The following is a 23,343-nucleotide window of genomic DNA, read 5'->3' as shown; positions in this document are numbered from 1 at the left end:
CATGAGGCAGACGCTGTTAATCCTGGCCCTGTTGAGCAGTGCCTCGGTACTGGCGCAATCACCCATACCATCACCAGTTCCAGTAATCAACGACGCCAACATCGACAGCTCTGGCGCGCAATACCAAGGCAATTTCAGCGTCAACCAGGCCGCAGGCGATGGCCAGCAACAGGCCAACGCCCGGGCAATCGCCACCGGCCACCAAGCCAATGCGACCACGCAGATCCGCCAACGCCAATTGTCCATCGTCGACCCAAACATGGGCGCCAGTACCAGCATCCAGGGCAATGCCTTCAGCCATGGCAGCGGCGCACTGGGCGTCAACCAGAGTGCGGGGGCCGCAACCCAGCAGGCCAACGCCCTGCGCATCAGCATCAGTACACAGCCGCAAAGCATCGATGACAGCGTCCTGCTGCAACAGAACGTGGCGCTGATCAACAGCTCCGATCCATCTGATACCTCACCCGGCTATCGCCATGTCACCACCGGTGACCAGGCATTCACCGGTAGCCGCGGGGTCATCCAGCTGAATCAGAGCGCCGGGGTGGGCAACCAGACGGCAAACACCCTGAGCGTAAGGGTCGGGAACTGACCCAGATAGCTAGGTACAGGTAAGAACAACACTTAACCTAAAGACGGAGAAACACCATGAAACCCTTGATGGCAATCAAGCCTCTGGTTTTCGCAATTGCTGCGGTCATGGCTGTTGCTGCACAAGCGAATCAAAACGATCGTCGTGGCCACGACAACCACAACAACCACACACCGCCGGCACGTGCGGTACTGACCGATGCCACTGCCAATGCAAATGATGGCCAGAGAAGCACCGGGAACACCATCAACAACCAAGGTACCGTCAACGCCGCCGAGATGAGCAGCTCGGGCGCTGGTGCCAGTGGCAACGTGGGCGTCAACGTGGCGGCCGGTAACGGTAACCAGCAGGCCAACGCCTCGGCTATCGCCAACACCTCGTCCGACAACGCTGCGATCGACAACAGCTTCGTCTTTGGCACCTCCACTGCCACTGCCGAGATCACCCAGCGCAGCAACAACAACAAGGTCAACAACTGGTCGACCCAGAGCTCCGCCGTCATGAGCGGCTCGGCTCAGGGCAGCAGCGGCAACCTTGGCATCAACATCGCTGGCGGCGACCTCAACCAACAGAAAAACAGCATGGCCATCGCCAACAATGCTGCGCCTATCGGTAACTCCACCGCCACTGCATCGGCTAACCAGGATGGCCCTGGCCTGCAGGTGAACAACGCCGCCGACCGCACCTACCGGGTCGATACGCTGACCTTCACCACGTCCTCGAGTGGTTCGGCCTCGCGTAGCGGCGCGTTCGATGCCAGCGTCGACAAGAGCTCCAGCTCCAGCTACAGCGCGTCGGGCAGCCAAAGCGCCAGTGCCAGCGGCAGCAAAAGCAGCAGCTCCAGCGGTTCGAGCAGCATGACCGCCAGCGGCTCCAACAGCAGCAGCTCCAGCGGCAGCAACAGCATGAATGCGAGTGGCTCCAACAACTGGGCTGCAAACGGCTCGTCCAGCCGCGACCACAGCTCGTCGTCCAACACCACGGTTAGCGCATCGCTCGATGCCAACGCCAATGGCAGCGCATCGTCGTCGCAAACCTTCGGCAACTTCACTCGCTCGCGCAGCAGCGACTTCGACGCATCGCTCAGTGCATCGCTGGATGCATCGGTCGACAAGTCGCATCAGTCGAACAGCAACTCGTCGTTCGACAAGTCGCTCAGCTCGTCCTTCGACAAGTCCTATGACTCCTCGTATGACCGTAGCCATGACTCGTCCTATGACAAGGCTCGCGATACTTCCTACGAGAAGGCCAACGCTTCGGCTTGGGAAAAAGCCAGTGCCTCGGCCTACGACAAAGCCGGCGAAAAAGCTTCGCAGTCGTCGGACAGCATCTCGAAGAGCTTCAGCGAGTCTAGCGAGTACGCTCTGAGCAACACCGTGTCGTTCCAAGTGCTGACCCCGACCGGCTGGGCCAACCCTGTGACCAACACCGCCACCCTGAGTGGTTCGGTGAACGGTGGCAGCGGCAACCTGGGCGTGAACGTGGCGGCAGGTGTGGGCAACCAGCAAAGCAACTCGCTGGCCATCTCCAACACGTCGATGTAACCACTGCGGTCTGGAGGCTCCCTTCGGGGAGCCTCTTTCTAACAAGAAAAAGGCAGGGGGCGTCGAGTATGCGCATTATCGCCTTGGCAATTCTGTTGTGCATCGCCAGCGTCGGCGAAGCCTCGCAGATGCCGTTGTCCGTACTGCCTGGTGGTGCGGTGATCTACAAACCGGTCCAGAGCATCCGCGAGCGCAAGTTCGCCGACCTGGTCCAGCAAAAAACCGACTTCAGCTGTGGCGCGGCTTCGCTGGCGACCATCCTGCGCCAGGCCTACTGGCTGGACGTGGATGAAAACCAGGTGATCGAGGGCATGCTGGCCCACGCCAACGAGGATCTGGTCCGTACCCAAGGCTTCTCGATGCTCGACATGAAGCACTATGTGGAAAGCCTGGGCATGCGTGCACGCGGCTACAAGGTCGCCCCCGACACCCTGCACAGCATCCGCATCCCGGTGGTCGTGTTGATGGACATCCGCGGCTACAAGCACTTCGTGGTGATGCAGAAGGTCGACAGAGGCTGGGTGTACATCGGTGATCCGGTCCTGGGCCACAAACGCTTCAAGCTCGACGATTTCGTCAAAGGCTGGAACGGCATCATCTTCGCCGTCATCGGCAAAGGCTATGACAAGAACAACATCCTGCTCGACCCACCGCTGCCGCTGAGCGCGAAGAACCGCGTGAGCAATTTCACACCGGTGCCAGACGCGGAGTTGATGGACTTCGGTTTCATTCAAAGCGACTTCTTCTAATGACCTTCTTTCAATGAAGTAGGGCATGACGCTCTGGGAGCATTCCATGAAGACTTCCCTGTGGCTGGCAGTGATCTGCCTGGCCGCCAGCCTGCCAACCCAGGCAGAAACGTTCAAACCGATCGAACTGAAGGACCAGGAACTGGCCAACCTGCGCGGGCGTTACGTGATGCCTGGGCGGATCGTGAGCTTTGGCGTGGTCATGACCAGCACCTGGCAGAACGCCAACGGTGAAGTGATTGGCGCGACTTCGGCGATGCAGATTCAGCAATCGACCATCAAGCCGCAGTTCTACGTCTCGATGATCGACGAAAAAGGCACTGGTAACTCGCAGAGCAGCAGCACCGGTACCGGCACGGTCAGCGGCGGCAGCGGCCTCAACACGACCCAGGGCGTGACCCAGGTGGTCCGTGCCGCAGGTGACTTCAACGCGGCCAACAACAATGTCGACATCAACGTCACCAAGGGCAATGAAGCGCCAGCCGCTCAGCCACAGGGCCAGGCCCTGGCTGCTGGCTCCACCCTGAGCGGGAGCAATGGCGCAGGCTCGTTGAGCGTGTCGTCCACCAGCAGTGGCGTGCAGATGAACATCGTCGCCAACGGCAACCAGGGTAATTCAACGCAAAGCCTGGGCCAGGGTGGGCTGATGCAGAACACCACCCTGCTGGGCGCCAGCAACCGTGTCAGCAACCTGACATCACTCAATGTCGTGCTGCGCGACAGTCCGCCAATGGCGGGTTCCGTGAGCGCCAATCTTGAGCAGCTCAAAGGCCTTCGCAATCTCGGATACTGAACTACGCTCATGTCTCATCGTATGCAGTCAGAAGGGACGGCTAATCCATGCACCGTTTGTCGACGTTCAGAGCTATCGTTTGTATTTCAACATTGGCCCCGGCCACTCTGCTGCAAGCGGCAACCGACCCTCAGGTCGAAGCACTCAAACAGGAACTGATTGCGCTGAAACAGCGCTACGAGGCACAACAGAACGCATTGATGGTGCTCGAACAGCGGCTCAAGCAGGTCGAGGAGGCCCCCGCACAGCCACAACCGAAGCGCCTGACCAAGTCCCCCGCACAGGGGGTGAAAGGCGGCCAGACCGTGGCCACCGGCACGCCGGGCAGCAGCGGCGCCTCCTATGGGCAGTCACTGCAGGACAACTCGGAGCCGGCTCAGAGCGTGTCCAACCTGTATGACGAGGCCAGCGGCTTCTTCGGTGGCGGCAAGTTCAGCGTCGAAACCGGGCTGACCTACACCCATTACGACACCCGTGCCCTGGTGCTCAACGGGTTCCTGGCGCTGGACTCGATCTTCCTCGGCAACATCAACATCGACCGCATCAAGGCGGACAACTGGACCCTGGACCTGACGGCGCGCTACAACGTTGACCAGCGTTGGCAGTTCGACATCAACGTGCCCATCGTCTACCGCGATTCCACCTACTCGTCCGGTGGTGCCGGCGGGGCTGCGGGGGTCACGTCCGACGCTTCGGTCACTCGCGACCCGACCATCGGCGACGTCAACTTCGGTATCGCCTACAAGTTCCTCGATGAGAACGAGACCTGGCCGGATGCCGTTGCCACCTTGCGCGTGAAGGCACCAACCGGCAAGGACCCGTACGGCATCAAGCTGCAGCAGGTGGCGGGCAACGACAACCTGTCGGTACCTGAGGACCTGCCGACCGGCAACGGTGTGTGGGCCATCACGCCCGGTATCTCGCTGGTCAAGACCTTCGACCCCGCCGTGCTGTTCGGGAGCCTGTCGTACACCTACAACATGCAGGACTCGTTCAGCGACATAAGCCCGCAGGTGAATACCAAAGTGCCGGGTGACGTGAAACTCGGTGATTCCTGGCAGATCGGTGGTGGTATTGCCTTTGCACTCAACGAGAAGATGAGTATGTCGTTCTCGGTCACCGACCAATTCGCCCGCAAGAGCAAGATCAAGCCCGACGGCAGCGATTGGCAATCGATCACCAACAGCGATTACAACGCGGCGAACTTCAACGTCGGCCTGACCTTTGCTGCCTCCAACAACCTGACGATCGTGCCGAACTTGTCGATTGGCCTGACAGACGATGCACCGGACTTTTCCTTCAGCCTGAAGTTCCCGTATTACTTCTGACATCCGGGGCGCAGCGCGCCCCAATTGGTTACCAACCTTGTAGCCAACGGCTTTCCGGGTATCGGCCTGTTATCATCCCGCACAAATGTGTGACGATTTCATGGCAAAAGGAAAGTTTTCGTGAAGAACCTGCAAGGCCCACCACGTACCCAGCTGCTCGCCTTGGCAACACTGGTGCTGGTGATTCCTCTGGTCGTGCGCGCCGTGCTGGGCTGGTCCAGCCCGTATGGCTATCTGTCGGACCTGGCGCTGGGCAGCCTGCTGGTGTTGCTGTTGCATCGCCGCGCGTGGTGGCTGGCGCTTCCGGTTCTGCTGGCCTGGGCCGCGCTTTGGGTGGCTTGCGCCGAACTGGTCAGCGCTGTTGGCAGGCTGCCGATCAGTGCCGACCTGGCCTATCTGTTCGACCCGCAGTTCATGGAAAACTCCACCGGCGGCGGCCTGGCCCATGCCTGGCTGCCCGTATTGCTGGCGGGCGGCCTGCTGGTCTGGCTGGGAAGCGCCTGGCGCAGCCGCCGCCAACCTGGCGAACGGTTCGCGCGCAAGGCCTGGGCCATCCCGGCATTGCTGTTAGCGGCCCACTGGGGCAGCCAGCACCTGGCGCCAAGCGACGCTGACCAGTGGCGCCAGTATAATCTTCCCCACCAGCTGCTGACTGCCGCCACTGGCGACCTGCAGCGTCAGGTCCAGCACTGGGCCGGCCAAACGCCCACGGTCTCGCCGCTACCCAGTGCCGGCCTGACCCAGCATGACCTGAGCGGGCAGAAGCTGCTGGCCGCTCCAGGTCGTGCCCGCAACCTGCTGGTGATCACCCTCGAAGGCATCCCCGGCGCCTATGTGCGCCCCAACCGCCAGGCCCTGCACAGCCGTTTCGACGAAGACCTGATGCCCAAGCTCAGCCACTGGGCAGAACGCGGCATGAACACCCCGGACTACGTATTGCACACGCACCAGACCATCCGCGGCCTGTATGCGATGCTGTGCGGCGACTACGACAAGCTGGCCAACGGTACGCCGAAGGGTGTCGAACTGCTCACCCAGCAACAGCGCAACCAGGCCTGCCTGCCGGCACAGCTGCGCCAGGCCGGCTTCACCACGCACTACCTGCAAGGCGCCGGCCTGCGCTTCATGGCCAAGGACCGGATCATGCCGCATATCGGCTTCGACTCGGTGCACGGCCTGGAGTGGTTCAGCAACAAGAATTACCTGGAGTTCCCGTGGGGCAAGGATGATCGGGCCTTCTTCGAAGGCGCCCTGGATTATGTCGGCCAGTTGCGCCAGCAAGACCGCCCATGGATGCTCACCTTGCTGACGGTGGGCACCCACCAGCCCTACTCCGCCCCCGAGCAATACCTGCAGCGCTACGACACTGCCAAACAAGCAGCGGTTGCCTACCTCGACGATGCGATCGGCGCCTTCCTCGACAACCTCGACCGCCAGGGTGTGCTCAAGGACACCCTGGTGGTGATTACCTCGGACGAATCCCACGGTATCGATGGCGTGCGCCTGGCCTCATCCTGGGGCTTCAACCTGACCCTGGCACCCGAACAGGCAGAACTGCCGCGCATCAAGAACGGGACCTACGGCCACATCGACTTGGCCACCTCCCTGCTCGACTACTTTGCCCTGCCGATCCCGGTCGCCCTTGGCGGGCGCTCGCTGTACCGTGATTACGACAGCGGCCGGGAGATGATTTCCTACACCAACGGCATGCTGCGCTACCACGATGGCAAGGGCGTCTTCACCGAGTGCGACTTCCAACAGCGCTGCCGCCGCTACGACAGCCCGGGTTTCATCGCCGACAAGGCCCGCTATCTCGGCCCCGGCGACGCTACCCTCGGCCCACAGATCGGTGCGCTGGCCGGGGTGCTCGACCAGTCCCTGCTGCAAACGCCGCTTAACCTGCGCTACCAGTTCGGCGGCCCGTCCGCCATCCAGTTGCAGGCACGCATTCGCGACGACTGGGCAGACAACCTGATCGGCGCACAGTACCTGGAAATGCCCGAGGGTTCGCACACCCGGGTGCGAGTCAAGGTCCGTGCGCTGGACCCGCAGCACGCGGCCTATATCCAGCTCAAGGCCAAGGAGCTGGAGCAGGATGTACCGCTGGGGTTGCCTGAGGAGATCCGGGTGACGGCCGACAAACCGCTGGAAATGGAATTCGGCTTCGATAACCCGACCATGCGCAAGGCGTTTTCCTTTCACTTGCTCGGTTATGGCGGCGGCGAGGTCGAGGTCAGTGACTTCAGCGTGATCACCGCGCTACCGGGCGAAGAAGAGCCGCTGGAAGACTTGTCTGACGGGCATATCGCCCAATCCAGCTGATCAGCGGATCTGGTGCTTGTGCAGTAGCCGGTAGAACGTCGGCCGTGATACTCCAAGCACCTTCGCGGCAATGCTCATGTTGTTGCTGTGCCGGCCCAGCACATCGCACAGCGCCTGACGCTCAGCCCGATGCTTGTAGTCTTCCAGAGTGCCCAGAGGCTGCTCTTCCTGCTCCAGCCCCTGCAGGCCAAGGTCCTGGGCCTCGATCTGACGCCCTTCGGCCAGCACCAGCCCGCGCCTTACCCGGTTGGCCAGTTCACGTACATTGCCCGGCCAGTTGTGGCGCCCCATCGCAGCCAGCGCATGATCGCTGAATGAGCGGGGCCTGCGGCCTGTTTCCAGGCTGTAGAAGTGGGAAAAGTGATTGGCCAGCATCGACAGGTCGCCATGCCGGTCACGCAGCGGCGCGGTCACCACTTGCAGCACATTGAGCCGGTAGTAGAGATCTTCACGAAAGCGCCCGTGTTCGATGGCTTTTTCCAGGTCCACATGGGTTGCCGCCAATACCCGCACATCGACCGGTATCGGCTGGCTGCCACCTACCCGCTCGATGTGCTTTTCCTGCAGGAAACGCAGCAAGTTGGCCTGCAACTCCAGCGGCAGGTCGCCAATTTCGTCGAGGAACAAGGTGCCGCCATGCGCTGCCTCGATCCGCCCCACCTTGCGCTGATGGGCGCCGGTAAAGGCCCCTTTCTCATGCCCGAACAACTCGGACTGGATCAGGTTCTCGGGTATCGCACCGCAGTTGATGGCGATGAACGGCATTTCGCTGCGCTGTGATTGCCGGTGCAATGTGCGCGCTACCAGTTCCTTGCCGGTACCGCTCTCGCCGCGGATCAGCACAGGTGACTCGGTAGGCGCCAGCTTGCCGAGCAATTTGCGCAATTCCAGGATCGGCCGGCTGTCTCCGAGCAGCTCGTGTTCCAGCCCATCCACCCTCACAGTGCCCTTGCCGCGTAAGCGGGCCATGCCGAACGCCCGGCCCAGTGTCACCAGTACGCGGGAAAAGTCGAACGGCAAGGTGTGGAAGTCGAAGAACCACTCGCAGACAAAATCACCGACGTTCTGCATGCGCAACTGCTCGGCGTTGAGCACGGCAATCCACTCGGTGTTGCTGCGCTTGATCATGTCCTTGACCGCGTCAGGATGGCGCAGGTGCGACGCCTGCAGGCGCAGCAGGCCAATATCGCAACGATGCTCCAACGCCAGGTCGAGGCTACAGCTGTGAACGTCCCAGCCGGCACTCTCCAGGCTTGGTAACAGACGGTGACAATCGTCGCAGGGGTCGACGATGAGCAAGCGACGCAGGGCGGCAGTCTCGTGCATGACCGTTCCTTGGCGCCAATTGTTGGTTTTTTACATGAAAACAGTAAGTTGCGGCGCCGAATTAACAGTAGCAACGAACTTGACGCCGCCCACGACCGTCTGTCTGCAGGATTCTGCACGGCCAGAACCGTTGGGGAATTTTTCATATTTATTGGCGTCACAGCGGCGCTGGGAAACAAAAAAATTTGTAACTCGCAAAAAATTTACACGCGCTGTGTGACTCCACCCCTAACTTGGAGCATCAGTACGAGTAACCCCGCGCTGCGGATCGCGATAACACCTGAAGCGACGTAGCAGTTACGCGGACCTAATTTCGATGTTTGGGACCATAGAGAGACCGAACCATGAATGCACCGCTGCGTGTCAACGAGGCACTGCTGATTGCCGACCACGCCTTCGAACCCTTCCAGTGCGTTGCCTGGGATGCGCCCAACGGCACCGGCGAGCTGAGCCTGGCGGTGATTGACCGGACCAGCACCCGTATCGGCAGCAAACAAGTATCGTCGCGTATCTATTCGGACCCTGCACAATGGGCCAGCCTGATTGAGGAAGTACGTGCCGAACTGTCCCAGAAAGGTTATGACCTGCAGCCTTGGTCGATGCCGAAGTAATATCGCTGCGTCCCTGCAAGTGCGTGCCCAGCACGCACTTGAACAACTATTCATTGGCCTGCCAGGCAACTTTCTTATTGCGGCATAGTGTCGCACCTATCCCGTTCGCCTAACTCACTCCATTACCTTGAACTGCTCAAGATGCTGATAATCGGCCTGTAGTTCCGTGGCCAATTGTTGTGCCCGGCCCAGGCGAACTGGCGCCAATTCCATGTCCACCACTACGGTGGCGCAAGGCATCGGCTGCACGGCCTGCCAGCGCTGCAGGCGACCATCGGTGAATACCAGGCAGCGCTGCAACTCGTGGGGATGCGCTTTCTGCCGGGCCTGCAGCCAGCGCCGGGCCTGCTCCAGTGCTGCGATCAAAGGCGTGCCGCCGCCAGCCCCCAGGGCCTGCAACCAAGGCTGCAGGCTTGCCGACGCCTTGAGGCCATGGCGCTGCCATTGTGGTGCACCGCCGCTGGCCGTCAGCAGGGCAAGACGGGCACGTTGCCGATAGGCCTGGTCGAACAATTCGGCCAGCAGGCCCTTGCACTGCGCCAGGGCCTGATGACGCCGCGTAGAAGCCGAGGCGTCCACGACCACCAGCCACAGTTCATTGGCCTGGGCCTGGCGCTGCTGCCAGCAAAGATCCTGGCGCAGCTTCGGGCGCCCCTTCAGCAAGGTCGGCAGCCAAGCCACCCGGCCTGAGGATGCCGCGCAGGCGCGGCCACGGCTGGCACCCGCCAGTTTTCCGGCACGGGGCATGGCATCCGCCATCCTCAAACCTGGTTGGCGGATGCTCAGGGCTTTTTTGCCCAGTTCGGCACCTCTCGCCGCGCACCGCTGCTGACAGGCTGCGCAGGCAGGGCGCCCCAATCGCCCTGCCCGCCCTCGCCCTGCCGGTCGCGGCCATCCGCTGCACCGGGTGGCGCGGTGGCTGGCGCATCGGGCGCCGTACGCCGGCGATGGCGCAAGGCGAATTCAGCCACGGCATCGACATCCCCCTCCTCGATCGCCTGGCCACCGCGCCAGGCACAATGGGCCCGGGCCGCGCGCAGCCAGACCAGGTCGGCACGCAGGCCATCGACGCCGGCGGCGAAACAGCGCTCGGTGATCCAGGCCAGGGCCTGATCGTCCAGGGCAATTGCCGCCAGCCCCTGGCGCGCCGCCTGGCAGCGCGCGCGCAGTTGCGCCTGGGCACCGGCCCACTGCTCGCAGAACGCCTGCGGATCGCTGTCGAAGGCCAGCCGCCGGCGGATGATCTGCTGGCGCGCCTCCGGGGCTGGCAGGCCATCGAGCGCCACATTCAGGCCGAAGCGGTCGAGCAGTTGCGGGCGCAGCTCGCCTTCCTCAGGGTTCATGGTGCCGATCAGGACGAAACGGGCACTGTGCCGATGGGAAATGCCGTCACGCTCGATGCGGTTGGTGCCACTGGCGGCCACATCCAGCAACAGGTCGACCAAGGTATCGGGCAGCAGATTGACTTCATCGACATACAGCACGCCGCCATCGGCGTGGGCAAGCACGCCAGGGGAAAACTGCGCCTTGCCTTGGCCGAGCGCGGCATCCAGGTCCAGCGTGCCGATCAGGCGCTCCTCACTTGCTCCCAGCGGCAAGGTGACGAACGGGCCCTCGCCCAGCAGGTCGGCCAGGCCACGAGCAAGGGTGCTCTTGGCCATACCGCGCGGGCCTTCGATAAGCACGCCACCGATCTTAGGGTCGATTGCGGTCAGGCACAGGGCCAGTTTGAGGTCCTCGGCACCGACCACGGCTGCCAGTGGGAATTGTACGGGTTCACTCATTTCAAGCCTGTTCCTCGCCGTCGAGCAACTGCGCCTCAAGCGCCTCGCGGTACTCACCTGGGGCTTCCCAGAGCCCGCGCTGCTGGGCTTCCAACAAGCGTTCGGTGAGGTCGCGCAGGGCCTCGGGGTTGTGCTCGCGCATGAAGTCGCGAGTCGCCGGGTCGAGCACATAGGCATCGGCCAGCGACTGGTAGTGATGGTCGTCGATCAGGTGCGTGGTGGCGTCGAAGGCGAACAGGTTGTCGACGGTCGCGGCCAGCTCGAACGCTCCCTTGTAGCCATGGCGTTTCGCCCCGTCGATCCATTTCGGGTTCAGGGCACGGGCACGGATCACGCGGTTGAGCTCTTCCTTCAAGGTACGGATCCGCGGCCGGTCGACCTGGCTGTGGTCGCCGTGGTAACTGGCCACTGCCCCGCCAGACAAGGTCTCCGACGCCGCCAGCATGCCACCCTGGAACTGATAGTAATCGTTGGAATCGAGCAGGTCGTGCTCGTGGTTGTCCTGGTTCTGCAGCACCGCCTGCACCTGGCCCAGGCGCTGGGCGAACTGGGCGCGCGCCGGGGTGCCTTCATCGCTGGCACCGTAGGCGTAGCCGCCATGGTTGAGGTAAACCTCGGCGAGGTCGTCACGGCTGTGCCACAAGCGGCCATCGATGGCGTTCTGCACGCCGGCACCGTAGGCGCCAGGTTTGGCCCCGAATACCCGCCAACCCGCCTGGCGCGCCGCCTGTTCGGCGTTCACGCCCTGCGCCTGCAGGCTGGCGCGCTCGTTGCGCACCCGCGCGGCCAGGGGGTTGAGGTCGTCCGGCTCGTCCAGCGCTGCCACGGCCTGCACCGCCGCATCGAACAGGCGGATCAGGTTGCCGAAGGCATCGCGGAAGAAGCCCGAAACCCGCAGCATGACGTCCACCCGTGGGCGGTCGAGCAGGCTCAGGGGGAGGATCTCGAAGTCGTCGACCCGCTGGCTGCCGGTGGCCCACACCGGGCGCACGCCCATCAGCGCCATGGCCTGGGCGATGTCGTCGCCACCGGTGCGCATGGTTGCCGTGCCCCACACCGACAGGCCCAGCTGGCGCAGGTGGTCACCATGGTCCTGCAGGTGCCGTTCGAGGATCAGGTTGGCCGAGGCGAACCCCAGACGCCAGGCCGTGGTGGTCGGCAGGTTGCGCACATCCACGGTGTAGAAGTTGCGACCGGTGGGCAATACGTCCAGGCGGCCGCGGCTGGGTGCGCCGCTGGGGCCTGCCGGTACGAAACGCCCTGCCAGCGCGGCAAGCAACCCATTGATTTCTGCCGCGCCGCAGGCATCCAGGTCCGGTGCGACCTGCTCGCGCAGGGCTTTTATCACCTCGTGCACCGGTTGCCAGTCGGGCTGCTCGGGCAGTTGCGCCTGCCCCTCCAGTGCCTGCTCGATGGTGCGCAACGCGAGCAGCTCAAGGCGCTCGCGGGTATCGCCACAAGTGCGCCACGCGCCGTCGCTGACGTCCTGCAGCAGCGCCGGACGTGGCCCTGACCAGGCCTCGCCGAGGTCGCAATCGAGGGGGTCGAAGCCCAGCGCCAATGCCTTGGCCAGCCCCCGCAACAAGCTGGCATTGCCACCGCGTCCATCGCCACGCTCCACCCGCAGCAACGCCAGCAAGGTATCGATGCGCAGACGGGCCTGCGGCGACTGGCCGAATACATGCAGGCCGTCGCGAATCTGCGACTCTTTCAGGTCGCACAGGTAGGTGTCCAGGCGCGGCAACCACACGGCGGCATCGTCCAGCTGGCCTTCCAGCTGCAACTCACGGTCGATATGGTTGGCCTTGACCAGCTCCAGAATGTCGCGCTGCAGCTCACGCGCGCGCCGCGGGTCGAGCAGCTGGGCTTCGTAGAACTCGTCTGCCAGCTGCTCCAGGTGGCGCAAGGGCCCGTAGGTTTCGGCGCGGGTCAAGGGCGGCATCAGGTGATCGATGATCACCGCCTGGGTCCGGCGCTTGGCTTGGGCGCCTTCGCCCGGGTCGTTGACGATGAACGGGTAGATGTTCGGCAGCGGGCCGAGCAGCGCGTCCGGCCAGCATTGTGCGGACAGGCCGACACCCTTGCCGGGCAGCCATTCCAGGTTACCGTGCTTGCCGACGTGGATGACTGCATCGGCGGCAAAGGCATGGCGCAGCCAGAAATGAAACGCCAGGTAACCATGAGGTGGCACCAGATCCGGGTCGTGGTACACCGCGCTGGGGTCGACCTGGTAGCCGCGCGCCGGCTGAATGCCGACGAAGGTCAGGCCATAACGCAAACCAGCCACCATCAGGCGGCCTGCGCGGTACATCGGATCCTGCTCTGGCGGCCCCCACCGTTCCAGCACGGCTAGGCGGTTGGCCTCGGGCAGGCGTTCGAACGCCGCCTGGTAGTCCGCAAGGCTCAGGCTCTGGGCGCAGGGGCGCTGATCGAGGTGTTCGAGGTCGTTGGTGACGCCGCCGAGCAACTGATGAATCAGTTGCGTGCCGCTGCCTGGCAGCTCCGCAAGTGGATAGCCCTCGGCTCGTAACGCCTTGAGGATGTTCAGCGCGGCAGCCGGGGTATCCAGGCCGACGCCATTGCCAATGCGGCCATCGCGGGTCGGGTAGTTGGCCAGCACCAGGGCCACGCGCTTTTGCCCATTGGGCAGGCGCGCCAGTTCGACCCAGCGCCGTGCCAGCTCGGCGACGAAGTCCATGCGCTCGGGGTGCGCGCGGTAGCAGACTACGTCGGACTGGCTGCGCTCGCTGCGCCAGGCCATGTCCTTGAAACTCACCGGGCGGGTGATGATGCGCCCGTCCAGCTCCGGCAAGGCAATGTGCATGGCCAGGTCACGAGCACCGAGGCCCTGCTCGCTAGCCTCCCAGCCGGGTTGGTTGTCTTGCGCGCAGATGGCCTGCAACACCGGGATGTCACGGCGAAACGGGCGCAGGTTGGGGCGTTCCGGGCTGGACAGGGCAAACCCTGTGGTGTTGATCAACACCTGCGCGCCCACTTCGTCCAGCCAGGCCTCAACCTGTTCCAGGCAGGCGCTTTCCTTGAGGCTGGCCACTGCGATGGGCAGCGGGTTGAGGCCGGCGGCCTGCAAGCGCTCGCAGAACACGTCGATGAACGCGGTGTTGGCGGCCTGCAGGTGTGAACGATAGAACAGCAATGGCGCCACCGGGTGTTCGGGGTTCCACTGGCTGTACCAGTCCTCTGGCAGCGCACCAGGTTTGCGCGGGTGATACACAGAAGTCCGCGGCAAAGGCTGCGGTTCGTCCCAACGGTAATCGCGCCCCAGCCACTGGTTGGCCAGGCACTTGAACAGGTTGACGGCGTTGCTCTTGCCGCCTTGGCGCAGGTAGTGCCAGAGGCGCTCGGCCGGCTCGCCGGTGACTGTTCCGAGGCCGGTCAGCTCCGGGTCCGGGCGGTCATCGCCGGGCACCAGAATCACCTGCACGCCCCGTGCCGCCAGCTCGACCAATTGTTCGACGCCATAGCGCCAGTAACCGACACCGCCGTGCAGCGACACCAGGATCACCTTGGCATGGCGCAGGACCTCATCGACATACAAATCGACCGAGGCATGGTTCTGTACCTGCATCGGGTTGGCCAGGCGCAGGCTGGGGAAATCGTCCGGCAGTTGCTCGGCGGTTTCGGCGAGCAATGCCAGGTGCGAATCGCCGCTGCAGAGAATCACCAGATCGGCGGGTGTCTGGCCGAGGTCGGCAATGCTATCGTCCGGCACGAAGCCGCCGGGCTGGGTCCGCAGCAGGTGCATGGGTCAGGCGCCCAAGGCCTGGCGCAGGCGCGCTTCCAAGTGCACGGCATCGAGGTCCTGGCCAATCAGCACCAGACGGGTGATGCGTGGCTCGTCGGCGCGCCAGGCGCGGTCGAAGTGCTTGTCGAAACGGGTACCCACGCCCTGCACCAGCAGGCGCATCGGCTTGCCGGGGATGGCCGCGAAACCTTTGGCGCGCAGGATGCCGAACTCCACCACCAGCTGGGTCAGGGCATCGAGCAGCAGGCTTTCGTCGGCTTCGGGCAGGTCGATGGAGATCGAGTCGAAGGCGTCGTGGTCGTGATCGTCGTGGTCATCGCCGTCATGGTGGGAATCGTGGTGGGTACGACGGCCATCGATGTGCGCCTCGGCCTGCGCGCCCACGCCCAGCAGTACTTCCAGCGGCAGCCGGCCGCTGCTGGCCTCGATCACCTTGACCGCCGGTGGCAGCTCCTCGGCCACTTCGGCACGGACCTTGGCCAGGCCTTCGGCGTCGATCAGGTCGGCCTTGTTCAGCACCACCAGGTCGGCGCTGGCCAGCTGGTCGGCGAACAGTTCGTGCAGCGGCGATTCGTGGTCCAGGTTGGGGTCGAGCTTGCGTTGTGCGTCGACCTGGTCCGGGTAGGCGGCAAAGGTACCCGCGGCCACGGCCGGGCTGTCGACCACGGTGATCACCGCGTCGACGGTGCAGGCGTTGCGGATTTCCGGCCACTGGAAGGCTTGCACCAGGGGCTTGGGCAATGCCAGGCCGCTGGTTTCGATGAGGATGTGATCGAGGTCGCCGCGGCGTGCGACCAGCTCGCGCATCACCGGGAAGAACTCTTCCTGCACAGTGCAGCACAGGCAGCCGTTGGCCAGTTCATAGACGCGGCCGCTGGCTTCTTCCTCGGTGCAGCCGATGCTGCATTGCTTGAGGATTTCGCCGTCGATGCCAAGCTCGCCGAATTCGTTGACGATGACCGCGATGCGGCGGCCCTGGGCGTTGTCGAGCATGTGGCGGAGCAAGGTGGTCTTGCCCGAGCCGAGGAAGCCGGTAACGATGGTGACGGGGAGCTTGGCCAGTGTTTTCATGTCGCGTTGCCCTTGGCAGGTTGGCGCGGGCACACGGGACGAAAGCCGCGGGCCAGGCCGGGCTTGTTCGCCACCGGATCACCCCGCCCGGTTTAAAGTCGAATTCGTCTCGAGGCAGGTCTCCTGGCTTGCACCGTTCCAGCTCTTCGCAGCAAGAAGCTGGCGGGACGACGCCTTCCCGCGCGCGGCGCAGTGGCTGTGTCGATCCGTTGTCGGTGCGTACAGTTGCGGGGGCAGCCGCGGCTTGTACCGCGTTCCCGTCTTAGCTTCGGCAGGGCCGAAGAACCTCGAAGTCGCAAGGCTACGCGGGGGGTGGCGGGGGGTCAACTGGTGTCCGCCGAAAACCTTGCAGCGCTGACAGATCGAGCGCCGCCCGCGCGGCGCATCGCGAGCTTTGCTCGCTCCTACGTTTGTTTCGGGCCAGTTATTCCTGTGGGATTTGCGCGCGAACGCCTTGGCGCATGACGCGATATCGCGTCGTACCAACAAGGCGGTCGCGCGCGCCTGTCACAGGCATTACTGTCCCGAAACAAACGTAGGAGCGAGCAAAGCTCGCGATGCGCCGCACGGGCGGCGCGCGATCTGACAGGCGCTGCAAAACTACCGGCGAACACCTGCCACAAACCAAGCATCCATTGAAAGGAACCGGTGGCACACGCCAATGCCTGATGCTGTGCCAATTTTCAACTTATCTATATGTTGTATCCCTGCTGCCCCATCGAAACGGAGCCGGCATGAAGAAAACCCCGCTAAGCCAACGCAAGGACGATCACCTGGATATCGTGCTGACCGCCAGTACCACCGCGCACGGCGTGGACCCCGGCTGGTCGGCGCTGCGCTTCGAGCACTGCGCATTACCCGAGATGGCCCTGGATGACATTGACCTGAGCACCGAGCTGTTCGGCTGTGCCCTGCGTGCCCCGCTGCTGATCAGCTCCATGACCGGTGGTGCCGAACGCGCACGCTTCATCAACCAGCACCTCGCCGAAGCCGCCCAGGCACTGGGCATCGCCATGGGTGTGGGCTCACAACGGGTAAGCCTGCGTAGCGACCAGGACCAGGGCCTGACCGACGAACTCCGACGCCTGGCACCGGATGTGCCGCTACTGGCCAACCTCGGCGCAGCCCAGCTGCGAGAAGCCGACGGCCTGGACCTGGCGCGCCGCGCAATCGACGCCCTGCAAGCCAATGCCCTGATCATCCACCTGAACCCCCTGCAGGAAGCCGTACAGCCTGAAGGCGACCGTGACTGGCGCGGCGTACTCAAACGCATCGAAACCCTGACCTCCCAACTGCCGACGCCGGTGATCGCCAAGGAAGTCGGCGCGGGCATTTCACCCCGCGTGGCGCGCATGCTCTGCGACGCAGGTGTAGCCATGGTCGATGTAGCCGGTGCCGGCGGCACCAGTTGGGCAGCCGTGGAAGCCGAGCGCGCCAGCACCGCCGCCGAGCGCGAGGTCGCCATAGCGTTTGCCGACTGGGGCAACCCGACCGCGCACTGCCTGCTGGCGGTACGCCGCGCCGTGCCGGAAATCGGCCTGATCGCCTCCGGCGGCGTGGCCAACGGCGTCGATGCCGCCAAGGCCATTCGCATTGGTGCCGACCTGGTTGGCCAGGCAGCCCATGTACTGAGTGCGGCGATGATCTCTACTCAGGCAGTGGTGGAACATTTCGAGATTCTTCTGCGCCAGTTGCGTATCGCCTGCTTCTGCACCGGCTCGCGCAACCTTGCGCAACTGCGCCGGGCGCGCTTGCTGCCGAGCAACCTGACGCCGCCATGACGCTTGCAGCTGTGGCATGATCAGCGGCTCCCTTCCTACGGGCCCCTGTGCATGCTGATCGACGAAGAACTGACCCTGAAAAAGCTCGAGACCTTCCTCGCCTTCATGCGCAGCGGTAACCTCGGCCGCGCCGCTGCCGATCTGTCTACCAGCGCAGTGAGCGTGCACCGCGCCATCCACTCCCTGGAAAGCGCCCTGCGCTGCCCGCTGTTCAAGCACGAAGGCCGCCAGCTGATCCCGCTGGAAAGCGCCTACGTGCTGGAGAAGAAAGCCCGGCAACTGATCCAGGACGCCGAGCAGATGGTGCGCCAGACCCGCGAGGCCGCCGGTTTCTATGCCGAGCGTTTCCGCCTCGGCGCGCTGTATTCGCTGACGGTAAAGACCGTGCCGAAGCTGGTGATGGGCCTGAAGCTGCGGCGCAGCGAACTGAATATCGACCTGACCCTGGGCTCCAACGTTGACCTGCTGCAACGCCTGAAAAACCACGAGCTGGAAGCCATTCTGGTATCTCTGGACGAAAGCGTCGCGGACCCGGCCTGCGAACAGCTGCCGCTGTTCTCCGACGACATTTTCCTCGCCGTGCCGACCGATTCACCGTTCGCCGAACAGCAGGAAGTGGACCTGGCGGACCTGGCCGACTCCACCTTCATCACCTTGACCCAAGGCTTCGCCACCCACCGCGATGGCGCACGGGTATTCCAGCAGGCCGGGTTCGAGCCAAAGGTGGCGATGCAGGTGAACGACATCTTCACCTTGCTGAGCATGGTCAGTTCGGGGGTTGGGTTCGCGCTGCTACCGGGGCGGATCGCGGCGGTATACGAGAACCGCGTGAAGTTGATTGCACTGCAACCGCGCTACCGGCTGCAGCAGCATATCGGTGTGGTCTTTCTGAAGGCCCGGGAACGGGAGCCGAACTTATTGGCCTTGTTGGCCGAATGCCGAATGTACAGCGCCGCCCTGGCTTGAGCCTGAGCGGCGCAGGCCTCATGCCGCAACCGCCCGCATGATGAAGAACAGCAGCGAAGGCCCAAGCAGGCAGCCCAAGGCCGTGTAGAATGCCGCCGTCAGGCAGCCATAAGGCACCAGCTTCGGGTCGGTGGCCGCCAGCCCACCGGCCACACCACTGGAGGTGCCCATCAGACCACCAAAGATCACGGCAGTGCGGGGGTTGTTCAGGCCGATCATCGGCGCTACGAAAGGTGTGACCACCATCACCAGGATTGCTTTGACCAGCCCGGCGGCAATCGACAGCGCCATCACTTCGGAGCTGGCCCCGATGGCAGCACCGGTCACCGGGCCAACGATGTAGGTCACGGCACCGGCACCGATCGTGGTCAGGCTGACCGCATCGGTGTAACCGAATGCCATGGCCACACCGACGCCCGCGACAAACGACACCCCAATGCCAAAGAACAACGAAACGACTCCCGATACTCCGGCACGCTTGAGTTCATCGATGTTTACACCGAAAGCCGTGGCGACAATCGCGAAATCACGCAACATCGCGCCACCCAACAGGCCGATACCGGACAGCAGCGGAATATCCACCAGCCCTTTCTGCCCGCCTGTGAGCACTCCGCCGAAATAGCTCAGGACCAAGCCCAGGAAGATCGCGATGGCCGAGCCGTGCAGGCGGCCTCGGGTAAGCCTGGCGGACAGCCAGTAAGAGAGCCACATGGTCACACCAATGACGGCAAAGCCACTCACCAGCCCATAACCACCGATTACCTTCATCATGGATTCGTACATGGCGATCACCGCTGTGGCGTTGTCAGAGGTTTGTCTGCAACCGGCTCAGGCTTTTTTTGGCCCAGGCGGTCCAGCAGCGGCACCATGGCGAAACTGGCCACCACCGCAACGGTACCTGCAAGAATCGCCATAGGCCCGCCGGACAGCGCGCCAAATACGTTCTGCTGAGCGGCCATGGCCACCACGATGGGGATATAGATGGCGCTCCAGAACTCCACGCCCTGTTCGGACTTGGCCGTGATCAGGCCGCGCTTGTTGAGGTAACTGCCGATGAAGATCAGCAGCAGCATGGCAATGCCCACTCCGCCGACGTTGGCGGGCACGCCCAGAAGCTTGCCCAGCAGCTCGCCGATAAACAGGCCCACAAGGGTACACAAGGCCAGGAAGGCCACACCGTAGATAATCATTATTGTTGTCCTCGCGTTGGGTCGAAGTTGCTTGTTGTTGTCCTTCGAAAAACACGGCGTTTGTCAGTGTTGATTCACCTCCTGGCGCAACAGCGCGTCGACGGTGTCCCAGCGAGTGGCTTCGAGGGCAACCACCCTGCCCTGTTCGAACACCGGGCGGGCCAGGCCGCTGAGCACGCTGCCCGGCGGCATCTCCAGGTGCAGTCGCACGCCGCGTTCATAGGCGTTGCGCAACGTAGCACGCCAGTCGACCAGCCGGGCCATGTTGCCGGCCAAGTCATCGCGCAGGCGCTGAGGATCGAAGATCGGCCGCGCACTGCTGCTGCTCAGGTAGGTGATGCGCGTGCGCCTTAGCTCTACGTCGGCAAAGGCCGTTGCCAGCTCGGCGGCCGGGCCGTCGAGCAATGCGCAGTGGGACGGCACGCTCACCGCCAGGCGCCGGGCCACACCCTGGCCGCGGCAACGCGCCTTGGCAGCGACCTCAGCCATGGCTGTGTCGCTGCCGGCGATGACGATCTGGTTGTTGCTGTTGAGGTTGGCCAGGTACACCTCGCCACCCACTTCCTCCAGCAAGCGTTCGACACTACTCAAGTCGACGCCGCTGAGGGCGGTCATGCCGTAGCCCTGGGGGTAGGCCCGCTGCATCAGCTCGCCACGCAAGGCCACCAGGCGCACCGCATCGACGAACTCCAGTGCCCCGGCCGTCACGGCGGCGGGATAAGCACCGATGGACAGGCCGGCCACATAGTCTGGTGCCGGGCTGCGCTGCAGCAGCCAACGCGCCCAGGCCACCCCGGCCAGCAGCAGGCAGAGCTGCACGGCACGAGTCGACTGCAACGCCTGATGGCTGTCGAGCGCCGCGACCTGTTCGCCCAGCGCCTCACTGGCCTCTTCCAGTAACAGCGTGGCGCCCTCGGGCAGGCGCTGCAGCATGCCAGCCTGTTGCGCGCCCTGGCCAGGGAAGGCGAACAGGCTGCTCACGCTGCACACTCCAGCGCATTCCAGGGGTCGGCGACAAGGCGTGCGCCGTGGGCTGACTTCAGCAACACCCGGCGCGCCAGGCCAGCCCACTCGCGCAGGGCCACGGCACCGGCTGGCGTTTCCAGTTGCACATCGATACGGCACGGGCCGCAATCGAGAATATCCAGCAACTCGCGCGCCTTCGCCCGGTCCATGAGCTGTGGCGCGCGCACCAGCAGGTCGAGGTCACTAGCGTCATGCACGACATTACAGCCGGTGGCCAACTGGTAACCGACGCCTCCCGTCGGCCCCCAAACCAGCCCGCAGGCATCGAGCACCGGTGCCACCGAGACCAGCGCCCGCAAAGCTGGCCAGGGGCTCTGCCCCGCCCCGCGCAACGACTCGGGGGTCAACTGCCGCTGGATATCGCGCACGCGCATCTGCACGCCCAGGCGCTGCTCACGCCCCTGCCCGCGCACGCCCACTGCCACCCAGCCGCTGGCACAGGCGGCACGCCGCACCACCACCGGCTGCCCGGCTGCCAGTGCCCGAACAGCCCAGGCAGGCGCATCGGCAGGCAGGTCGGCCGGGGGCATGCCCCAGAGCAGGTCATGTGGCTGCGGCAGGTTCATCTCAGGCCTCCTGCCACTGGCTGCGCAGGCGGGCGCGCACGTCGCGGGAGGCGCTGCGGTGTTCACCGTTCAGGCGTGACTTGAGGTCAGTCGAATGGCCGATATCACGCACAGCCTCGGCCAGGCAGGCACGTACCTGGGCAATGTCAGCAGCACTCGGTGCATCGGCCCTCTCGACCTGCAGGCGCCGCCAGAGCAGGCCCAAAGAGGCGTAGCTGGCAAGATCATAGGCCATCGGCGGCACCTCCGCGGCCAACGCCTCCAGTTGTTCGACACTGCGCAAGGTGATCCGCGCTGCGGCCGCCTTGCCCATGGCATGCACCATCACCCCACTGTCATCCAGGGCTATCAGCCGTTGCGCCTGATAGCCATGGGCCAGGAAGGCACCGGACATGGCCTTGCCGACCAGCAGGCCAATCACCGGGTGCCCCGCCAGGCGCGCCTGGGCGTAGGCCTGCACGGCGGCGGCCAACGCCTGGTGGATACCCAGGGCTTCTTCACGGCGGCCATAGGCCTGGCTCGGCACATCGATGATCGCAACGATGGCGCGCTTCTCGCCCTCGCGGTCCAGCTCGACCGCATCGCTCACGGCCTTGGCCAGGCCCCAGCCTTCCATCAGGCCCACTTCGCCCTCTCGCGCCCGGGGGAACGGGTTGTGCGCATCCGGTACCACAGCAATGAAGCGCGCCAGGCGGTTGTCCAGTTCGCCATCGATCACCCGCAGTGAAGCGGGATAACCCGACAGCGCTTCACCACCGGCCAGGCCCGGCAGCCAGTTGAGGGCACGGTTCATGGGGCATCTCCTTGGTAGAGGGCGCGCACCGCAGCGGCGTCCAGTTGCGGGCAATCGGCGCCCAGGCTGGCCAGGCGTTCCAGGTACCAGGCGTGGCGGCCGGCACGGTTGGCCGATGGCGTGTCCAGCAGTTGCAGCAAGTGCTGGCGGATACTGTCGACGTCATCTGCCACATAAGCGTCCACCAGACCGCTGGCGTGGCGTTGTTCGCCCCCTGTCAGGCTCCAGATGAACGGGCGGTCCTTGGCGTCGTACTCGGCGATACCGGCCTCCTGCTCGATCACTTGCGGGCCATTGAGGCCCACACGTGCTTCGCGGGTGACCAACAGGTGGCTGCACAGCCCGGCCGCGATGGACATGCCACCGAAGCAGCCGACCGAGCCTGCGACCAGGCCTATCACCGGTTGATGGGCGCGCAATTCGACAATTGCTGCCTGGATCTCGGCAATCGCCGCCAGCCCAAGGTTGGCCTCTTGCAAGCGCACGCCACCGGTCTCCAGCAGCAGCACGGCACAGGTGGGAATGCCGTTGCGGTTGTCTTCGATGGCCAACTCCAAAGCGCCGGCGATCTTGGCACCGCCCACCTCGCCCATGCTGCCGCCCTGAAACGCGCCTTCGATGGCGGCGATTACCGCATTGCGGCCATTGAGCAGGCCCTTGGCAATGACCACGCCGTCGTCGGCCTGGGGCACGATGCCCTGGCGTGGCAGCCACGGTGACATCAACCGGTCGAACGGGCCGAGCAGTTCACGGAAGCTGCCAGCATCGAGCAAGGCACGGGCGCGCTGGCGGGCGCCGAGTTCGACGAAGCTGCGGCTTTGCAGCAGGCGGGCGGTGTCAGTCATGGGCAATCTCCTCGAAACCCTGCTCCAGGCGCAGGCGCACCACGCCAGGGGTGGCGCCGAAGTCGTGGATGTCGATCTTCACCGCCGGCAGCGTGCGGCCATCGAACAGGCGCTGGAACAGCTGCTGCCAGCGTGCGCTGCTGCCATTGACCGAAGTGACCACCTGGATCTCCAGGCGACCGGCGTTGCCGGGCTCGATCAGCACTTCCAGGTCGCCGGAGCTGACGCAGCCGACCAAAGTGCGGCCACGGCCAGGCTCGGCGGCGGGGAATTGAAAGTTCAGGGTTTCCATT

At 64.1% G+C, this 23,343-nt stretch carries 21 protein-coding genes and 1 riboswitch; of the genes, 9 read left to right on the top strand and 12 right to left on the bottom strand.

The features are described 5' to 3' along the window. Window position 1: 1 nt before the first annotated feature. The 6 genes from BGP85_RS11215 to BGP85_RS11190 all read left to right on the top strand — a co-directional run bounded on the left by BGP85_RS11215 (window position 2) and on the right by BGP85_RS11190 (window position 7,328). Window positions 2–592 carry an adhesin gene (locus BGP85_RS11215; RefSeq protein WP_103447226.1) on the top strand — a complete coding sequence of 197 codons (591 nt, stop codon included), beginning with the start codon at window positions 2–4 and terminating at the stop codon, window positions 590–592. A gap of 56 nt (window positions 593–648) precedes the next feature. Next, complete coding sequence (locus BGP85_RS11210; protein ID WP_103447225.1) at window positions 649–2,136, top strand: heme utilization protein; 1,488 nt, start codon at window positions 649–651, stop codon at window positions 2,134–2,136. Between the two features lie 68 nt (window positions 2,137–2,204). After that, window positions 2,205–2,885: a C39 family peptidase gene (locus tag BGP85_RS11205; protein WP_103447224.1), complete on the top strand. Its 681-nt coding sequence runs from the start codon at window positions 2,205–2,207 to the stop codon at window positions 2,883–2,885. 46 nt (window positions 2,886–2,931) lie between these two features. Next, the gene (locus tag BGP85_RS11200; RefSeq protein ID WP_103448250.1) at window positions 2,932–3,678 is read left to right on the top strand and encodes a hypothetical protein; all 747 of its coding nucleotides are present in this window, start codon (window positions 2,932–2,934) and stop codon (window positions 3,676–3,678) included. Window positions 3,679–3,725: 47 nt separating this feature from the next. Further along, window positions 3,726–5,006, top strand: a complete 1,281-nt coding sequence (locus BGP85_RS11195) for a hypothetical protein (protein ID WP_099813680.1) — start codon at window positions 3,726–3,728, stop codon at window positions 5,004–5,006. 120 nt (window positions 5,007–5,126) lie between these two features. Beyond that, window positions 5,127–7,328 carry an LTA synthase family protein gene (locus tag BGP85_RS11190; RefSeq protein WP_103447223.1) on the top strand — a complete coding sequence of 734 codons (2,202 nt, stop codon included), beginning with the start codon at window positions 5,127–5,129 and terminating at the stop codon, window positions 7,326–7,328. Here the strand turns inward: BGP85_RS11190 and BGP85_RS11185 are convergent, their stop codons facing one another. Beyond that, entirely contained in the window at window positions 7,329–8,654 is a 1,326-nt protein-coding gene (locus BGP85_RS11185) for a sigma-54 dependent transcriptional regulator (protein ID WP_103447222.1), read from the bottom strand. A gap of 344 nt (window positions 8,655–8,998) precedes the next feature. Here BGP85_RS11185 and BGP85_RS11180 point away from each other — a divergent pair, with 344 nt between their 5' ends. Then, window positions 8,999–9,265 carry a hypothetical protein gene (locus tag BGP85_RS11180; protein WP_054886513.1) on the top strand — a complete coding sequence of 89 codons (267 nt, stop codon included), beginning with the start codon at window positions 8,999–9,001 and terminating at the stop codon, window positions 9,263–9,265. Window positions 9,266–9,379: 114 nt separating this feature from the next. Here BGP85_RS11180 and BGP85_RS11175 read toward each other — a convergent pair whose 3' ends face one another. Genes BGP85_RS11175 through cobW form a run of 4 tightly spaced genes read right to left on the bottom strand, consistent with a single transcriptional unit; the run spans window position 9,380 to window position 15,883 of the window. Further along, complete coding sequence (locus BGP85_RS11175) at window positions 9,380–10,012, bottom strand: vWA domain-containing protein (RefSeq protein WP_103448249.1); 633 nt, start codon at window positions 10,010–10,012, stop codon at window positions 9,380–9,382. Between the two features lie 35 nt (window positions 10,013–10,047). Further along, window positions 10,048–11,049, bottom strand: a complete 1,002-nt coding sequence (locus tag BGP85_RS11170) for an ATP-binding protein (protein ID WP_103447221.1) — start codon at window positions 11,047–11,049, stop codon at window positions 10,048–10,050. Between the two features lies 1 nt (window position 11,050). Beyond that, window positions 11,051–14,812: a cobaltochelatase subunit CobN gene (gene cobN / locus BGP85_RS11165; RefSeq protein WP_103447220.1), complete on the bottom strand. Its 3,762-nt coding sequence runs from the start codon at window positions 14,810–14,812 to the stop codon at window positions 11,051–11,053. Between the two features lie 3 nt (window positions 14,813–14,815). After that, a complete protein-coding gene (gene cobW / locus BGP85_RS11160) occupies window positions 14,816–15,883 on the bottom strand; it encodes a cobalamin biosynthesis protein CobW (protein WP_103447219.1) in 1,068 nt (355 codons plus the stop codon). A gap of 96 nt (window positions 15,884–15,979) precedes the next feature. Further along, a riboswitch (cobalamin riboswitch) is annotated at window positions 15,980–16,189 on the bottom strand. Between the two features lie 428 nt (window positions 16,190–16,617). Between cobW and fni the strand changes: the two genes are divergently transcribed. Continuing rightward, window positions 16,618–17,664: a type 2 isopentenyl-diphosphate Delta-isomerase gene (gene fni / locus BGP85_RS11155; RefSeq protein ID WP_103447218.1), complete on the top strand. Its 1,047-nt coding sequence runs from the start codon at window positions 16,618–16,620 to the stop codon at window positions 17,662–17,664. A gap of 51 nt (window positions 17,665–17,715) precedes the next feature. After that, complete coding sequence (locus BGP85_RS11150) at window positions 17,716–18,630, top strand: LysR family transcriptional regulator (RefSeq protein ID WP_103447217.1); 915 nt, start codon at window positions 17,716–17,718, stop codon at window positions 18,628–18,630. An 18-nt stretch (window positions 18,631–18,648) separates the two neighbouring features. On the opposite strand, the gene madM is transcribed toward BGP85_RS11150, so the two are convergent. The 7 genes from madM to BGP85_RS11115 all read right to left on the bottom strand — a co-directional run bounded on the left by madM (window position 18,649) and on the right by BGP85_RS11115 (window position 23,342). Continuing rightward, window positions 18,649–19,413: a malonate transporter subunit MadM gene (gene madM / locus BGP85_RS11145; RefSeq protein ID WP_103448248.1), complete on the bottom strand. Its 765-nt coding sequence runs from the start codon at window positions 19,411–19,413 to the stop codon at window positions 18,649–18,651. Between the two features lie 5 nt (window positions 19,414–19,418). Next, window positions 19,419–19,820: a malonate transporter subunit MadL gene (gene madL / locus BGP85_RS11140; protein WP_103447216.1), complete on the bottom strand. Its 402-nt coding sequence runs from the start codon at window positions 19,818–19,820 to the stop codon at window positions 19,419–19,421. 63 nt (window positions 19,821–19,883) lie between these two features. Beyond that, complete coding sequence (gene mdcH / locus BGP85_RS11135) at window positions 19,884–20,801, bottom strand: malonate decarboxylase subunit epsilon (RefSeq protein ID WP_103447215.1); 918 nt, start codon at window positions 20,799–20,801, stop codon at window positions 19,884–19,886. Next, window positions 20,798–21,412 (bottom strand): malonate decarboxylase holo-ACP synthase, encoded by a 615-nt coding sequence (locus BGP85_RS11130; protein ID WP_103447214.1) that lies wholly within the window; start codon window positions 21,410–21,412, stop codon window positions 20,798–20,800. Before BGP85_RS11130 ends, mdcH begins: the two co-directional genes overlap by 4 nt. A 1-nt stretch (window position 21,413) precedes the next feature. After that, complete coding sequence (mdcE, locus tag BGP85_RS11125) at window positions 21,414–22,205, bottom strand: biotin-independent malonate decarboxylase subunit gamma (RefSeq protein WP_103447213.1); 792 nt, start codon at window positions 22,203–22,205, stop codon at window positions 21,414–21,416. Next, window positions 22,202–23,050, bottom strand: a complete 849-nt coding sequence (locus tag BGP85_RS11120; protein WP_103447212.1) for a biotin-independent malonate decarboxylase subunit beta — start codon at window positions 23,048–23,050, stop codon at window positions 22,202–22,204. Before BGP85_RS11120 ends, mdcE begins: the two co-directional genes overlap by 4 nt. Next, window positions 23,043–23,342 carry a malonate decarboxylase subunit delta gene (locus BGP85_RS11115; RefSeq protein ID WP_103447211.1) on the bottom strand — a complete coding sequence of 100 codons (300 nt, stop codon included), beginning with the start codon at window positions 23,340–23,342 and terminating at the stop codon, window positions 23,043–23,045. The genes BGP85_RS11120 and BGP85_RS11115 overlap by 8 nt, the downstream gene beginning before the upstream one ends. Window position 23,343 lies beyond the last annotated feature (1 nt).

The organism is Pseudomonas putida (assembly GCF_002906855.1).
GTDB classification, from domain to species: domain Bacteria; phylum Pseudomonadota; class Gammaproteobacteria; order Pseudomonadales; family Pseudomonadaceae; genus Aquipseudomonas; species Aquipseudomonas putida_N.
This window is presented reverse-complemented; position numbering and strand designations above follow the sequence as displayed.

Excerpts from the sequence above, each read along its gene's own strand:
- BGP85_RS11215 (WP_103447226.1), top strand. The coding sequence starts at position 2 with ATGAGGCAGACGCTGTTAATCCTGGCCCTGTTGAGCAGTGCCTCGGTA.
- BGP85_RS11210 (WP_103447225.1), top strand. The coding sequence starts at position 649 with ATGAAACCCTTGATGGCAATCAAGCCTCTGGTTTTCGCAATTGCTGCG.
- BGP85_RS11205 (WP_103447224.1), top strand. The coding sequence starts at position 2,205 with ATGCGCATTATCGCCTTGGCAATTCTGTTGTGCATCGCCAGCGTCGGC.
- BGP85_RS11200 (WP_103448250.1), top strand. The coding sequence starts at position 2,932 with ATGAAGACTTCCCTGTGGCTGGCAGTGATCTGCCTGGCCGCCAGCCTG.
- BGP85_RS11195 (WP_099813680.1), top strand. The coding sequence starts at position 3,726 with ATGCACCGTTTGTCGACGTTCAGAGCTATCGTTTGTATTTCAACATTG.
- BGP85_RS11185 (WP_103447222.1), bottom strand. The coding sequence starts at position 8,654 with ATGCACGAGACTGCCGCCCTGCGTCGCTTGCTCATCGTCGACCCCTGC.
- BGP85_RS11180 (WP_054886513.1), top strand. The coding sequence starts at position 8,999 with ATGAATGCACCGCTGCGTGTCAACGAGGCACTGCTGATTGCCGACCAC.
- BGP85_RS11175 (WP_103448249.1), bottom strand. The coding sequence starts at position 10,012 with ATGCCCCGTGCCGGAAAACTGGCGGGTGCCAGCCGTGGCCGCGCCTGC.
- BGP85_RS11170 (WP_103447221.1), bottom strand. The coding sequence starts at position 11,049 with ATGAGTGAACCCGTACAATTCCCACTGGCAGCCGTGGTCGGTGCCGAG.
- cobN (WP_103447220.1), bottom strand. The coding sequence starts at position 14,812 with ATGCACCTGCTGCGGACCCAGCCCGGCGGCTTCGTGCCGGACGATAGC.
- cobW (WP_103447219.1), bottom strand. The coding sequence starts at position 15,883 with ATGAAAACACTGGCCAAGCTCCCCGTCACCATCGTTACCGGCTTCCTC.
- fni (WP_103447218.1), top strand. The coding sequence starts at position 16,618 with ATGAAGAAAACCCCGCTAAGCCAACGCAAGGACGATCACCTGGATATC.
- BGP85_RS11150 (WP_103447217.1), top strand. The coding sequence starts at position 17,716 with ATGCTGATCGACGAAGAACTGACCCTGAAAAAGCTCGAGACCTTCCTC.
- madM (WP_103448248.1), bottom strand. The coding sequence starts at position 19,413 with ATGTACGAATCCATGATGAAGGTAATCGGTGGTTATGGGCTGGTGAGT.
- madL (WP_103447216.1), bottom strand. The coding sequence starts at position 19,820 with ATGATTATCTACGGTGTGGCCTTCCTGGCCTTGTGTACCCTTGTGGGC.
- BGP85_RS11130 (WP_103447214.1), bottom strand. The coding sequence starts at position 21,412 with ATGAACCTGCCGCAGCCACATGACCTGCTCTGGGGCATGCCCCCGGCC.
- mdcE (WP_103447213.1), bottom strand. The coding sequence starts at position 22,205 with ATGAACCGTGCCCTCAACTGGCTGCCGGGCCTGGCCGGTGGTGAAGCG.
- BGP85_RS11120 (WP_103447212.1), bottom strand. The coding sequence starts at position 23,050 with ATGACTGACACCGCCCGCCTGCTGCAAAGCCGCAGCTTCGTCGAACTC.
- BGP85_RS11115 (WP_103447211.1), bottom strand. The coding sequence starts at position 23,342 with ATGGAAACCCTGAACTTTCAATTCCCCGCCGCCGAGCCTGGCCGTGGC.